The organism is Cryocola sp. 340MFSha3.1 (assembly GCF_000383315.1).
Classification (GTDB): Bacteria; Actinomycetota; Actinomycetes; order Actinomycetales; family Microbacteriaceae; genus Leifsonia.
The window spans coordinates 87,705-100,384 of record NZ_KB911088.1 but is presented as its reverse complement, the minus strand read 5'-3'; the positions used below and the strand labels follow the sequence as shown (position 1 = coordinate 100,384).

The 12,680-nt window shown below is 71.3% G+C and carries 15 protein-coding genes; 7 read left to right on the top strand and 8 right to left on the bottom strand.

What is annotated here, in order from left to right:
- Positions 1–16 precede the first annotated feature (16 nt).
- Genes H284_RS0111405 through H284_RS0111395 form a run of 3 tightly spaced genes read left to right on the top strand, consistent with a single transcriptional unit; the run spans position 17 to position 4,196 of the window.
- Positions 17–1,222, top strand: a complete 1,206-nt coding sequence (locus H284_RS0111405; protein WP_020076327.1) for an EfeM/EfeO family lipoprotein — start codon at positions 17–19, stop codon at positions 1,220–1,222.
- Complete coding sequence (efeB, locus tag H284_RS0111400; RefSeq protein WP_020076326.1) at positions 1,219–2,448, top strand: iron uptake transporter deferrochelatase/peroxidase subunit; 1,230 nt, start codon at positions 1,219–1,221, stop codon at positions 2,446–2,448. The genes H284_RS0111405 and efeB overlap by 4 nt, the downstream gene beginning before the upstream one ends.
- Positions 2,449–2,507: 59 nt before the next feature.
- Positions 2,508–4,196 (top strand): phospholipase C, encoded by a 1,689-nt coding sequence (locus H284_RS0111395; protein ID WP_020076325.1) that lies wholly within the window; start codon positions 2,508–2,510, stop codon positions 4,194–4,196.
- A 60-nt stretch (positions 4,197–4,256) separates the two neighbouring features.
- Here H284_RS0111395 and H284_RS0111390 read toward each other — a convergent pair whose 3' ends face one another.
- The 5 genes from H284_RS0111390 to H284_RS0111370 all read right to left on the bottom strand — a co-directional run bounded on the left by H284_RS0111390 (position 4,257) and on the right by H284_RS0111370 (position 7,576).
- Positions 4,257–4,529, bottom strand: coding sequence for a DUF4190 domain-containing protein (locus H284_RS0111390; protein WP_020076324.1), 273 nt, complete (start codon positions 4,527–4,529; stop codon positions 4,257–4,259).
- 79 nt (positions 4,530–4,608) lie between these two features.
- Positions 4,609–5,463 carry an SDR family oxidoreductase gene (locus H284_RS0111385; RefSeq protein WP_018192684.1) on the bottom strand — a complete coding sequence of 285 codons (855 nt, stop codon included), beginning with the start codon at positions 5,461–5,463 and terminating at the stop codon, positions 4,609–4,611.
- 1 nt (position 5,464) lies between these two features.
- Entirely contained in the window at positions 5,465–5,830 is a 366-nt protein-coding gene (locus H284_RS0111380; RefSeq protein ID WP_018192685.1) for a VOC family protein, read from the bottom strand.
- Between the two features lie 53 nt (positions 5,831–5,883).
- Complete coding sequence (locus tag H284_RS0111375; protein ID WP_020076323.1) at positions 5,884–7,098, bottom strand: alpha/beta hydrolase family protein; 1,215 nt, start codon at positions 7,096–7,098, stop codon at positions 5,884–5,886.
- A 73-nt stretch (positions 7,099–7,171) separates the two neighbouring features.
- Complete coding sequence (locus H284_RS0111370) at positions 7,172–7,576, bottom strand: NUDIX domain-containing protein (protein ID WP_018192687.1); 405 nt, start codon at positions 7,574–7,576, stop codon at positions 7,172–7,174.
- Between the two features lie 46 nt (positions 7,577–7,622).
- Here H284_RS0111370 and H284_RS0111365 point away from each other — a divergent pair, with 46 nt between their 5' ends.
- Positions 7,623–7,982, top strand: coding sequence for a nuclear transport factor 2 family protein (locus H284_RS0111365; RefSeq protein ID WP_020076322.1), 360 nt, complete (start codon positions 7,623–7,625; stop codon positions 7,980–7,982).
- Here the strand turns inward: H284_RS0111365 and H284_RS0111360 are convergent.
- Complete coding sequence (locus tag H284_RS0111360; protein WP_018192689.1) at positions 7,979–8,428, bottom strand: SRPBCC family protein; 450 nt, start codon at positions 8,426–8,428, stop codon at positions 7,979–7,981. The genes H284_RS0111365 and H284_RS0111360 overlap by 4 nt on opposite strands.
- 88 nt (positions 8,429–8,516) lie before the next feature.
- Between H284_RS0111360 and H284_RS0111355 the strand changes: the two genes are divergently transcribed.
- Positions 8,517–9,425 carry a 5'-3' exonuclease gene (locus H284_RS0111355; RefSeq protein ID WP_020076321.1) on the top strand — a complete coding sequence of 303 codons (909 nt, stop codon included), beginning with the start codon at positions 8,517–8,519 and terminating at the stop codon, positions 9,423–9,425.
- Between the two features lie 9 nt (positions 9,426–9,434).
- Here H284_RS0111355 and H284_RS0111350 read toward each other — a convergent pair whose 3' ends face one another.
- Complete coding sequence (locus H284_RS0111350) at positions 9,435–10,643, bottom strand: GDSL-type esterase/lipase family protein (RefSeq protein ID WP_020076320.1); 1,209 nt, start codon at positions 10,641–10,643, stop codon at positions 9,435–9,437.
- 172 nt (positions 10,644–10,815) lie between these two features.
- Complete coding sequence (locus tag H284_RS0111345) at positions 10,816–11,745, bottom strand: aldo/keto reductase (RefSeq protein ID WP_020076319.1); 930 nt, start codon at positions 11,743–11,745, stop codon at positions 10,816–10,818.
- Positions 11,746–11,829: 84 nt separating this feature from the next.
- On the opposite strand from H284_RS0111345, the gene H284_RS0111340 reads away from it, so the two are divergent.
- Positions 11,830–12,099: a hypothetical protein gene (locus tag H284_RS0111340; protein ID WP_018192693.1), complete on the top strand. Its 270-nt coding sequence runs from the start codon at positions 11,830–11,832 to the stop codon at positions 12,097–12,099.
- Positions 12,100–12,134: 35 nt separating this feature from the next.
- A complete protein-coding gene (locus H284_RS0111335; protein WP_020076318.1) occupies positions 12,135–12,680 on the top strand; it encodes a hypothetical protein in 546 nt (181 codons plus the stop codon).

Below are 12,680 nucleotides of genomic sequence, written 5' to 3'. Positions count from 1 at the left end.
CAGGAGCCCTCCCCCGATGTCGACCCGCGCCCGGCTCGCCGCCTTCTTCGCGGCCCTCGGAGCGCTCGTCGTCGTCGCGACGATCCTGACGATCGTGTTGCGGCCGGTGGCCGTCGCGCCGAACGCACCCGATGCGTTCGACATCACCGCGGGGATGGACGACTGCGGCCGTGGATGGGGCGAGAGCGGCGCCCCGAGCGGCGCGGCCGCCTCCGGTCCGACCGTGCACGGCGGCGACCAGACCTTCACGGTCACCAACACGACCGTCGGCGGCATCGAGGTCTACGTGCAGGCCGTCGACAGCAAGCGCGTCTACCTCGACCTCGAAAGCATCGGGGCCGGCGCCCACGCCACCGCACGTGTCACGCTCGGCGCCGGCCGCTACCGGTTCGTCTGCCTGCCCGCCGACGCCGACCCCGTCCACGGGCCCGTCGTCACGGTCGGCAAAGCGCCACCGGGCTCGCCGCTCACGCCCGGTATCGTGCCCGTCACCCGCAACGACCTCATCCCGGTCGCCAAGGCCTACACGACCTGGGTCGCCTCACGGCTGCCCGCGCTCCGCCAGCAGGTCGCCGCCGTCGCGGCCGACGCCGAGGAGGGCGACTTACCAGCCGCACGACGCGACTGGCTGACGGCACACACCACCTACGAGACGCTCGGCGCGGCGTATGACGCCTTCGGCGAGCTCGGCGACCAGCTCGACGGCCCCCCGCGCACAGATCCGACCGGTTTCCACCTCGTCGAATCGCAGCTCTGGCACGGGGATGCGGCGGCGACGGTCGCCGCATCCGCCCACGACCTCCTCGGCCTGGTCGACCGGCTGCAGACCGAGTTCGCCGGCGTCCAGCTCGACCCCGGCGATGTGGCGCTCCGGGCGCACGAGATCGTCGAGGACGCCATCCAGGACACCCTGACCGGTGCGACCGACGCCGGCTCCGGCACGTCGCTGGCGAGCGTCGACGCCGAGCTGACGGGCGCGGAGCAGGCGCTCGCACCGCTGGAACCGGTGCTGACCGGGCGATACGAGCAGCTCGGTGACACGCGGGCCGCCCTCGCCGCCGCCCATGCGGTCGTCGAGGCCCATCGCGCGCCCGACGGCACCTGGACGCCACTCGACCGGCTCAGCCGAACGGACCGGGAGCGGGTGGATGCGGCTCTCGACCGCGCCGCGGAACTGCTCGCCCCGGTCGCCGCCATCTGCGACCCGAGGAGGGACTCATGACGCCCATCGACCGCCGCGGCTTCCTCCAGGCGGGTGCCATCGGAGCGGCCGGCGCCGCCGTCGCCGGAGCCGGCCTCGCGACCGACGCCCGAGCCGCGGCCGCCTCTCGGCCGTCAGCCGCCCATCCCGCCTCCCTCCCGTTCCACGGGCATCACCAGCAGGGCATCCTCACCCCGCCGCAGCGCGAGGCGTCGTTCGTCGCGCTCGACGTCACCGCCGCATCCCGAGCCGAGCTCGCCGACCTGCTGAAGACGATCACCGAGCGCGCGCGCTTCCTCACCACGGGAGGCACACCGCCCGACCCGGGGCTCGTCGCACCGCCGCGCGACTCGGGCGTGCTCGGGCCGACCGTCGTCCCCGATTCGCTGACCGTCACGCTTTCGGCCGGCGCTTCGCTGTTCGACGAGCGCTTCGGGCTGGCCGCGCGGAAGCCCGCTCGGCTGCGGACGATGGACGAGTTCCCCGACGACGCCCTCCGCCGCGAGGTCTGCGACGGCGACCTGCTGCTGCAGGTGTGCGCGGCCGACCGGGACGCGGTCACGCACGCCGTCCGCGAGATCGCCCGGGCGACCCGTGGTGCCATGCAGGTTCGCTGGCGGCAGGACGGTTTCGTCTCGCCCCCACGCCCCAGCGGGACGCCGCGCAACCTGATGGGGTTCAAAGACGGCACGAGCAACCCGGACACCGGGAACGCCGCCGAGATGGCGCGGCTGGTCTGGGCGAAAGCCGGCGACGAACCCGCCTGGGCGGCGGGAGGCAGCTACCACGTCGTCCGCGTCATCCGCATGCTCGTCGAGTTCTGGGACCGCGTGAACCTGCACGAGCAGGAGAACATGATCGGCCGCCGACGCGACAGCGGCGCCCCGCTCACCGCCTCCGCCGAGTTCGACGATCCGCACTTCGAGAACGACCCGACTGGCGACGTCATCCAGCTCGACGCGCACATCCGGCTCGCCAACCCGCGCACGAAGGACACCGACGACCAGCGGATGCTGCGCCGCGCCTACAACTACGACGGGGGTCTCGACGCCAACGGCAACCTCGACATGGGCCTCGTCTTCGTCGCCTTCAACCAGGACCTCGACCGGCAGTTCGTCACCGTCCAGAAGCGCCTCGCCGGCGAACCGCTCACCGACTACATCCAGCCCTTCGGCGGCGGCTACTACTTCGCGCTCCCCGGAGCCCGCGACTCCTCCGACTGGCTCGGGCGCACCATGCTCGCCTGACCAGTGGAGGCCGCCCGTCACGACCGTGCCGGGATCAGTGAAACAAGGAAGAAGGAATCGTGTTCAGACCCTCCCGTCTGCGCCGCTCCCCGGTCGCCCTCGCGGGCGTCGCGCTCGCCGGCGCGGCCGCCCTCGCCGGTGCCGGAATCCTCGCGGGTGCGCCCGCGGTCGCCACGGCCGGCGGCTCGCACGCCGACCACTCCGCCCAGACCCTCACCCCGATCAAGCACCTCGTCGTGATCTTCGACGAGAACGTCTCGTTCGACCACTACTTCGGGACCTACCCGAACGCCGCGAACACCGACGGGACGCCGTTCCAGGCGTCGCCGCGCACCCCGCGCACCGACACCCTCACGTCCTCCGGCACGCTGACGAACAACCCCAACCTGTACGCGCCGAAGCGGCTCACGCCCGCGCAGGCGGTCACGTGCGACCAGAACCACAGCTACGCCGCCGAGCAGGCCGCCGTCGACGGCGGGAAGATGGACATGTTCGTCCAGAAGACCGAGACCGACACCTGCACCGGCGCGTACGGGGCACCGGGGCTGGTCATGGACTACTACGACGGGAACACCGTCACGGGTCTGTGGAACTACGCCCATAACTACGCCATGAGCGACAACAGCTGGGACACCACGTTCGGCCCGTCCACGCCGGGCGCACTCAACCTCATCTCCGGTCAGACGCACGGCAGCACCGCGTACGACCCCAAGACCGGAGCCGTCCTCACCGCATCCACGGCTGTCCAATCGCCCGACGCCAAGGGCGTCGGAACCGTCATCGGCGATCCCGACCCGGCCTACGACGACTGCTCGGACAACGACCACACGTCGTCGTCCGCCGTGGTCGGCATGTCCGGCCGCAACGTCGGCGACCTGCTCAACGCGCGCGGTGTCAGCTGGGGCTGGTTCCAGGGCGGATTCACGCCGACCACGGCCTGGAACGGCCAGGCCGGTTCGTACGCCAAGTGCGACGCCGTGACGGCCAATATCGCCGGCGCGACGCCGAAGGACTACTCGCCGCACCACTCCCCGTTCCAGTACTACAAGTCCACCTCGAACCCGCATCACCTGCCGCCGACCTCGGTGAAGGCGATCGGGCACACCGACCAGGCGAACCACCAGTACGACCTGACGTCGTTCGACGCGGCCCTGAAGGCGGACAACCTGCCGGCCGTGTCCTTCCTGAAGGCCCCGGAAGCGCAGGACGGCCACGCGGGATACTCCGACCCGCTGGACGAGCAGAAGTTCCTGGTGAACGAGATCAACGCCCTCCAGAAGTCGGACAGCTGGTCGAGCACCGCCGTGGTCGTCGCCTACGACGACTCCGACGGCTGGTACGACCACGTCGCCCCGAAGGTCGCGAACGGGTCCGCCGACCCGGCCGTCGACTCGACGGTGTGCACGAGCGTCAAGCGCACGCAAGGCGGCTACGCCGACCGCTGCGGGCCGAGCCAGCGCCTCCCCATGCTGGTCATCTCGCCCTGGGCCGCCCAGAACCGCGTCGACCACACGCCGGTCGAGCAGGCCAGCGTGCTGCGCTTCATCGAGAACAACTGGCTGACCGGACGCATCGGCGACGCCTCGTTCGACACGCGCGCCGGATCGCTCGGCGGGATGTTCGACTGGTTCCACCCGCAGCAGCGGGAGGTGCTCCTCGACCCGGCGACGGGTGCGGTCAACTCGATCGTCCCCACCCGCCCGCACTGGCCGGCGCCTCCGCGCGGCGGCTGGTCGGCGCAGCCGTAACGCCACCTCGGAGGGCGGTCCGCAGCGTGCGGGCCGCCCTTCGTCGTGTTCGGGCTGCGGTCAGCGGACGTGCGACATGGCGTTGAGGAAGAGGCTCAGCCACACGATGAAGAACCCGACCTGCAGCAGGGTGAACACGGAACCGAGGATCACCGCGGCACGCGCCAACCCACGGCCGCCCTCGCCGGTCACCCGCGTCTGATTGAGGCCGATCACGCCGAGGACGATGCCGACGACGGGGATGACGAAGGCGCCGATGAACCCGATCAGGGCAATCGTGTTGATCTTCTGCGCCTGCGGAATCTGGGGCTGCGGAGGCTGGGCGGCGGTCACCGGTCCTGTCTACCGGATGCGGCGCCCGCGCGCGCATCCCCCGTCCGGTTGACACGCCGAGCGGCTCCCCGCGGTGCCGTCAGGCGATGGCGCCGCGCAACAGCTCGTCGAGCGACAGCGGGCGTCGGCCGGTCACGCGCTCCACATCGTCGGTGACGCCCGCGAGCTCGCCCGCCGCGATCGCCGTGTACGTCGAGACCCAGGCGTCGACCTGCCAGTCGGGGGCGTTCCACTTCGCACGCGAGGCGTACGCCTCCGGGATGGTCTCGTCATGGAACGAGACCGCCCGACCCGAGTGGGCGCTGAGCTTCTCGGCGACCTCCGCCAACGTGAGCTCCTCCGGACCGGTGAGGTCGTAGGTGACGTCGGCGTGCGCCGCCGGGTCCTGCAGAGCGACGGCCGCCACCCGGGCGACGTCGGCACGGGCGACCATGGCCGCTCGACCGTCGCCGGCGGGACCGCGGATCACGCCGTCGTCGCCGACGAGGAACTCGGCGAAGTCGAGGTACAGGTTGTCGCGCAGGAAGGTGTGGCGCATCGCCGACGAACGGATGCGCTGCTCGGTCGCGTAGTGGTCGCGGGCGAGCGTGAAGGTCGCGTCCGGCGCGGCCCCGAAGAACGACGTGTAGACGATGTGGCGGACGCCCGACTCCTCGGCCGCATCCACGAACGCCAGGTGCTCGCCCAGCCGTTCGGCGTTCTCGGCCGCGGACACCATGAGCAGGGTCTCCACGCCGTCGAGTGCGGAGAGCACCGCGTCACGGTCGCTGTACGTCGCCGCGGCCACGGTGGTCCCCGGGTAGCGGGGCGCACGCTCGGGCGACCGCGCCAGCATCCGGAACGGCACACCGGCGTCGGCGAGGAGGTCGGCCGTCATCCGACCGATCGCCCCGGTGACGCCGGTGACGGCGAGCGCGGGAAGGTCGCCGCTCATCTCAACCCCAGCACAGGCAGAACGGGTGGCCGGACGGATCCTCGTACACCTGGAACCCACCCTCCGCGTCGAGGTCGTCCGCCTGCCTCAGCAGCGTCGCGCCCACGGCGAGCGCGTGCTCGTGCGCCTCGCGGATGTCGTCGACGTAGAGGTCGAGGTGGAGCTGCTGCTGCGCACCGTTCGGCCAGTCGGGCCGCTCGTGGTTCGGCGCGAGCTGGAATCCGAGGCGCGGCTCGCCGTTCACGTAGACCGAGCGCCAGTCGTCCTCGTCGCCGCGCACCTCCCCGCCCATCAGGTCGGCCCAAAAGGCCGACTCGCGATCGATGTCGGGGGTGTCGAACACCACGATCTGGCGGCTGATCTGCATGACAGCATCCAACTCCACGCCACCGACACGGGCAAGAGCCGGCCACGCGCCGGTCAGCGGCCCAGCCGGTCGTCCAGCCAGTCGAACATACGCTGCTCGGTGAGCGCAGGGGCGAGCGGCTGGACGTGGAAGTCCGCGCCCTCCGCCTCGGTGAACTTCACGAGGGTCGAGACGCCCGGCGTCAGCGATGCGAGCTGCCCCGACTGGCCCGGCCAGAACTGCTCGTGCTCCGGATCGGTGATGAGCAGCGGAGTGGTGATTCGAGCGGCGACCTCCGTGACGTTGTACTGGAGCACGGCGCGCATCGTCTCGGCGTAGCCCGTGGTGCCGTACGGACGGGCGCGGAACTTCCAGGTGTACGCGAGCTCGTGCGAGAACTTCATCCCTATCTGCATATCGCGGTCGAACTTCTCGTCCTGCCCCTCGTCGAGCAGTTTGCGCATGTTCGCGGGGAGGTGCTCGGTCCAGGACGTCGAGACGTCCACCACTCCCGGGTCGGCGATCGCGGCCGCGAACCGGTGCTCGAAGGCGAGCGCCCGCGGGACCCAGTACCCGGCCTGGCTGATGCCGTAGAGGGCGATGCGGTCGGCGTCGACGCCGTCCTGGGCGCGTACGAAGTCGAGGACGGGGGTGAGCACGGCCTCCCAGTCCGGCCGGAACGGCACGTTCCGCTCGAACAGCATCGACTGCTGCCCCGGCCCGTCGAAGACGAGGGCGTGATAGCCGCGCGCGAGCGCCCCCGACACCGCCGACGACCACAGGCTGGTGAGCGCCCCGTCGCTGCCGTTGGCGACGACCAGCAGCGGGCGGTCGTCGCCGGCCGCACCGGGCGCGCGGAACAGGTAACCGGGCATCGCGGTGTCTTCGTAGGGGATCTCGACCCGGGCGATATCCCGGTCGACGAGATCCACCCAGCGATCCCATGCGGCCCGGTGTTTGCGGAACGTCGGCAGCAGCTCATCCTCCGTCGGCAACGAGGCCACCGCGTTCAGGGCCGTCGCGTAGTACGAGGCCGCCCGCAGGTACGCACTCGCGGCACTGACCGCGTGACCCGCCGTAGCGGACGCGTCCGCCTGGGCGGCGATCCGGTCGCCGAGGCCGAGCCAGGCGCGGAACCAGCCGTCGTGGTCCTTCTCGCCGACCCCCTCGACCGCGGCGAGCACCTCTCCGATGTCGGCAGCGCCGCTGAAGGCCTGACCGATCGTGGTGCGGATCTCGAAGTCGAAGTCGGCATTGCCGGAGAACCGGAACTCGTGCGTTCGCGCCATGGCACCAGCCTGGCCGCAGGTCGCCGCGGTCGCCAGCCCTCGCGTGGGGCACATCCGCCCGGTGGATGCTGCATCAATCGATGAGGTCGAGCTCGACCAGTCGCCGCAGCACCTCTCTTCCGGCGGGCGGGCAGCGGTCCGCGTCGGCGCTGGTGGTCCAGTGGATGGCGTCGACTTCCGCCGACGGAGCCGGCTCCTCGTCGGTCACCGCGCGGAACACGCGCATGTGCACCTGACGTCCGTCCGGCTCGCCGTGCGCCTGCGTCCGCACCTCGAAGAGCTCCTCCAGGTCGTCGGGCGCCAGACGGAGCGCCACCTCCTCGAACGCTTCCCTGGCCGCCGCCTCCGCCGCGGTCTCGCCCGCATCCACTTTGCCGCCCGGCATGTAATAGACATCGCGCCGACGGGCGGTCACCATGAGCACGGTTCGGTCGCGCACCACCGCGACGGCGGACACGATGAGCGGAGCGGAGGTCACCACTCCACGCTAGCGAAGGCGGGGTGAGCGCGTGTCACGATGGACCATGCTCACGGACGACTTCGCCGACGCCTTCGTCGCAGGCTGGCTGCGCGACTGGAATGCCCACGACCTCGAAGCCCTGCTGTCCCACTACACGGACGACGTGACCTTCAGCTCGCCGCTGGCCGTGCGGCTGCTGCCCGGCAGTGACGGAGTCGCCCGGGGGAAGGACGCGCTCCGCGCCTACTGGACGGCCGGTCTGGCGGCGCTGCCAGACCTCCGCTTCGAGGTGCTCGACCACTTCGTGGGCGTTGAGACCCTCGTCATCCGTTACCGCAACCAGAACGGCGGAGTGGTCTGCGAGGTGCTCGAGTTCCGCGACGGACTGGTCGCGCGCGGCCACGGAACCTACCAGCGCCCTTAGCCGGCCTCGGCCACCTGCTTCAGGTTGCGGAGGCCCTTCTCGAAGTCGCCGCCGACCAGCTTGTCGAGGTTGACGAAGCGCGTGTAGAGCTTCTGCGGCGTCTCCATCCGCCAGGTCACCCGCGTGGCGTCGCCCTCCGGCTCCAGCACGAACCGCAGCTCGTTCGAGGAGCGGAAGGGCCGCGTGAAGTCGAGGTGGATGCCGACTCCCGCGTCGTCCACGGCGGTCACCCTCATGGCTCCGGCGCCCGCCTTGCGGTTGCCGGACCAGGTGTACGTCGAGCCGATCGCGCCCGGCTCGCCCGCGTACTCGCGCTTCAGCTCCGGGTCCATGTCCTCCCACGGCGACCACTGCGTCCACTCGGGCAGCCGGGAGATCAGCGGCAGCAGTCGCTCCCTGCCCGCCTGGATGCGTTCGGTGCGTTCGACGACGACGGTTCCGGCCATGCGCTGACCATAGCGCTCGGGTGCCCTAGGAGGAAGCGTTCCGGCGAACGGCCGGACGTGCCAGGATCGGGGCGTGACCGGCCGAACAATGCTGCTCGACAGCGCTTCCCTCTACTTCCGTGCGTTCTACGGCGTGCCCGACACCGTGAAGGCGCCCGACGGGACGCCGGTGAACGCGGTGCGCGGGTTCCTCGACATCATCGCGAAGCTGGTGACCGACTACCAGCCGGATGCGCTCATCGCCTGCTGGGACGACGACTGGCGGCCGCGCTGGCGCGTCGACCTCATCCCGAGCTACAAGGGACATCGGGTCGCGCAGCTCGACCCGGGCGGCGTCGACGTCGAGGAGACGCCGGAGGCCCTCGTTACGCAGGTGCCGGTCATCCGCGAGGTGCTGGACGCCGTCGGCATCCCGATCGTCGGTGTGGCGGAGCACGAGGCCGACGACGTCATCGGCACGCTCGCGACGACGACGAAGGGGTCTGTGGATGTGGTGACCGGCGACCGCGACCTGTTCCAGCTCGTCGACGACGAGCGGGAGGTCCGCGTAATCTATACCGCTCGCGGCATGAGCAACCTCGAGCTCGTCACGGGCGACGTCGTGCAGAGCAAATACGGCGTGCGCGCCGACCAGTACGCCGACTTCGCGGCGATGCGCGGCGACACCTCGGATGGCCTCCCCGGCGTCGCGGGCATCGGCGAGAAGACGGCCGCCGCGCTCTTGGCGGACTACGGCGACCTCGCCGGGATCATCGCGGCGGCGGAGGATTCCTCCAGCGGCATGAAGCCGGCGGCCCGGGCACGCTTCGCCGCGGCGGTCGACTACCTGGCGGTCGCGCCGCGGGTGGTCGAGGTCGTCCGCGACCTGCCGCTGCCCGAGGTGGATGCGCGACTCACGGCGCCGAGCGCCGAGCAGCGCGAGGCGCTGAGCGCGCTCTCCGAGCGGTGGGGGCTGGGCGGTTCGCTGGACCGGCTGCTCACAGCGCTGGAGCGCTGACCCCGCGGCTCAGGCCTCCGAGGTCGGCTCCCAGCGCCACAGCTCCCGCTGGGCGAGCAGCGCCAGCTCGCGCAGCACGTCGAGGTCGGCCTCGCCGTCGGCCTGTTCCCGTGGCGCGCGACCGAAGACGCAGAGCGCTCCGATGCGGGTGCCGTCGGGCGCCTCGACCGGGTAGCCGGCGTAGTACCGCAGACCCGCCGGCCCGGTGACGAGGGCGTTGCCCGCGAACCGCTCGTCCTCGACGGCGTTCGGCACGATCATCCCGTCGGGCGTCTGGATGGTGTGGATGCACGCCGACTGCTCGATCGGGATCGAGTCGAGCACTGAGCCTGTCGACGCCAGCGGCCACTCCCGTGCGTCGTCGAGCACGGTGAACATGGCGATCTCCGTGCCCAGGGTGCGTTTGGCGGTGCCGACGATGCCCTCGAGGCGGGCGTCTCCGCCACGACGGCTCAGCTTGAGGCGTTCGATGGCCTCGACGCGGTCCGCACCCTCCGTGGTCGGGGCCGTCCGCTGCGAAGCGCACTCCTGCAGGGAGGGGGCCAGCGCATCCACGATCTGCCGGGCCCAGAACAGGTAGTCCCCTGGGGTTCGGTGGCGACGGCCGTCGACGCGCGGGGGTGCCGAGAGCGCGACGAACAGGCTGCCTGTGTCGTGGCAGGCCTCCCGGGCGATGGCGTTCAGGCGCTCCGCGTGCGCGTCGGCCAGGAGGCCGGAGGGGGTGTCGTACGGGCGGATCGAGCGGATGGGCTGGGCCCCCAGCCACAGCACGGAGCGCGGGCCGCGCTCGTGTACGTCGACGAGCAGTCGCCGCAGGCGCGCGCCCCAGCGGCGCGGCTCGGCGAACCGGAGCGCGTCGGCGACGGCGGCGCTCAGCACGACGGCGTCGTAGCGGTCGACGCCCGCCGCATCCACCATCCGCTTCAACCGGCGGACCCCCGCCGAGGGGTGCGGCACCACATCCACCACCGCGCCGCGGTCGGTCGCCGCAGCGAGCGACCGGGCCACCGCCCCGGGAAGCGCGAGATCGTGGCTGCCGACGCCCCAGCCGACGACCGGGCCGGAGCCGATCAGCAGGACGCGCAGCGGGCGACGCCCAGCGACGGAACCCTGCCGCCCGTCGAGCGGGCGCACCAGGCGAGCACGGACGGCGGCGACGCGCGCCAGCTGCGCACGCCTCGCGAGCCGGCGCGGCAGAGACACCCGTTCGTCGTCCACCTCTCGACCGTATCCCGCGCGCCACCGGTGACCGCAATCGGATCGGCGCGTCCTGTTCGCTGCGCGACGCGGGCGGGCGGGAAGGGAGGAGTTACGAAGACGACACACCGGCGGCGACCGGAAAAGGAGGAGGATGCGGACCGCGCCGCGCATCCTCCTCCTGTTGAGGCCGCTACGGCAGGATGTGGCCTGCCGACGTGAAGAGCCGGTACCACTCCTCGCGGGTCAGCGGGATCTCGGAGCCGGCCGCCGAGTCGCGCACCCGCTGGTCGTTGGTCGTGCCGAGGACGACCTGCATTCCCGCCGGGTGGCGGGTGATCCACGCCACCGCGATCGCGGTCGGAGTCACGTCGTACTTCTGCGCCAGCTCGTCGATCACGTCGTTGAGCTCGGCGTAGTTCTCGCGGTCGCCGAGGAAGACGCCGTCGAAGAAGCCCTTCTGGAACGGCGACCACGCCTGCAGCACGATGTCGTGAAGGCGGGCGTAGTCGAGGATGCCGTTGTCGCGCGAGATCGACTGGTCGAGTCCCGCCATGTTCGCGGCGACGCCCTGCGCGATCAGTGGGGCGTGCGTGATGCTGAGCTGCACCTGGTTGGCGACGAGCGGCTGCGAGAGCGACCGCTGCAGCAGCTCGATCTGACCCGGCGTCTGGTTCGAGACGCCGAAAGCGCGCACCTTGCCCGCGCTCTGCAGCTCGTCGAAGGCGAGCGCGACCTCGTCCGGCTCCACCAGGGTGTCCGGGCGGTGCAGCAGCAGGATGTCGAGGTAGTCCGTCTTCAGCGCCTCCAGCGACTCGTCCACCGAGCGCAGGATGTGCTCACGGGAGAAGTCGAAGAAGCCCTCGCGGATGCCGACCTTGGACTGGATGACGACCTGGTCGCGCTCCGAGGCCGGGATGGCGCCCGCGTCGCCGAAGCGGCGCTCGCAGCCGTGACGCTCGGTGCCGTAGATGTCGGCGTGGTCGAACATGGTGATGCCCTCGTCGCGGGCGGTGCGGACCAGCGTGCGGATCTGCTCGTCGTCGAGGGACGAGATGCGCATCAGGCCGAGGATGATGTTGGAGGCGGTGATGTCGGTTCGGGGGAAGGTGAACATCTTCATGCCTTCCATCTAACTCCGCGTCAAGCCCCTGTCTGCACCGGTTTTCCGCGACTACCGTCGGCGAGGCCAGAGAAGGAGCCCCCGATGACCATGACGCCTGAATTCCATGTCGCCGTCGACGACTTCGCGCAGGAGACGGCGCTGGGCCGCCGCCCCACCACGCGGTCGCGGTACATCGTCCACGCTCTGGGCCGCGACTTCCGCGTCACCGACGAGATGGCCCGCATCTTCCTGAACCAGGTGGAGCGGGTGGCGGCGACCGACGCGTCCGCTCTGGTGGTGCTCCGGCATGAAGCCGGGGTCGAGCTCCTGCTCGTCACCGACGACAACTCGTTCTCCATCCGGACGGTGTAGCCGGGCGTCGACGGTGCGCCCGTAGGCTTCTCGGCGTGGGCTCGGAGACGGACGACGGCGCGGACGGGGAGGCGGTCGCCCGCATCCGTGCGGCCATCGCCTCCGCGGTCGCGACGCTCGCCGAGGCCGGTGCGCGCCAGGAGGCGCTGGCGGAGTACATTCCCGCCCGCCGTCAGTTCCTGATCCAGCGGGAGCCCGTGCTGCGCGGAATCGGAAGCGTGTGGCGTCTCGGCGTCTTCCTCCTGGATGCGGAGGGCGTTCTGCGAGCCACCGGGACGCTGGTCCGGGCGACGCCTCCAGGGCGGCCGCAGTACCAATCCCGGTCGGCGGAGGAGCGCAGGGCCTTGCGGGCTGCCGCGGCTCGCGGACGCTTCCGGGACGGCGAGACGGTGAACTTCGACGCGCCGGTCATCCCGCTCGACGCATCCATCCTCCGCGCCTCGACGGGCCCACTGTTCGTGCGGGATGCTCAGCCGCTGGTGCGCTGGAGCCCGGCGGCGGGGGACGCGGGTGCGCGCGACTTCGGCGCGTACCTGAGCGAGCGGGTGGACCTGCTGGCCCACCCGCCCGAGGGAGCCTGA

Coding starts and splice junctions, on each gene's coding strand:
- H284_RS0111405 (WP_020076327.1), top strand. CDS start 17: ATGTCGACCCGCGCCCGGCTCGCCGCCTTCTTCGCGGCCCTCGGAGCG.
- efeB (WP_020076326.1), top strand. CDS start 1,219: ATGACGCCCATCGACCGCCGCGGCTTCCTCCAGGCGGGTGCCATCGGA.
- H284_RS0111385 (WP_018192684.1), bottom strand. CDS start 5,463: ATGAGCGGCGACCTTCCCGCGCTCGCCGTCACCGGCGTCACCGGGGCG.
- H284_RS0111380 (WP_018192685.1), bottom strand. CDS start 5,830: ATGCAGATCAGCCGCCAGATCGTGGTGTTCGACACCCCCGACATCGAT.
- H284_RS0111375 (WP_020076323.1), bottom strand. CDS start 7,098: ATGGCGCGAACGCACGAGTTCCGGTTCTCCGGCAATGCCGACTTCGAC.
- H284_RS0111365 (WP_020076322.1), top strand. CDS start 7,623: ATGCTCACGGACGACTTCGCCGACGCCTTCGTCGCAGGCTGGCTGCGC.
- H284_RS0111360 (WP_018192689.1), bottom strand. CDS start 8,428: ATGGCCGGAACCGTCGTCGTCGAACGCACCGAACGCATCCAGGCGGGC.
- H284_RS0111355 (WP_020076321.1), top strand. CDS start 8,517: ATGCTGCTCGACAGCGCTTCCCTCTACTTCCGTGCGTTCTACGGCGTG.
- H284_RS0111345 (WP_020076319.1), bottom strand. CDS start 11,745: ATGAAGATGTTCACCTTCCCCCGAACCGACATCACCGCCTCCAACATC.
- H284_RS0111340 (WP_018192693.1), top strand. CDS start 11,830: ATGACCATGACGCCTGAATTCCATGTCGCCGTCGACGACTTCGCGCAG.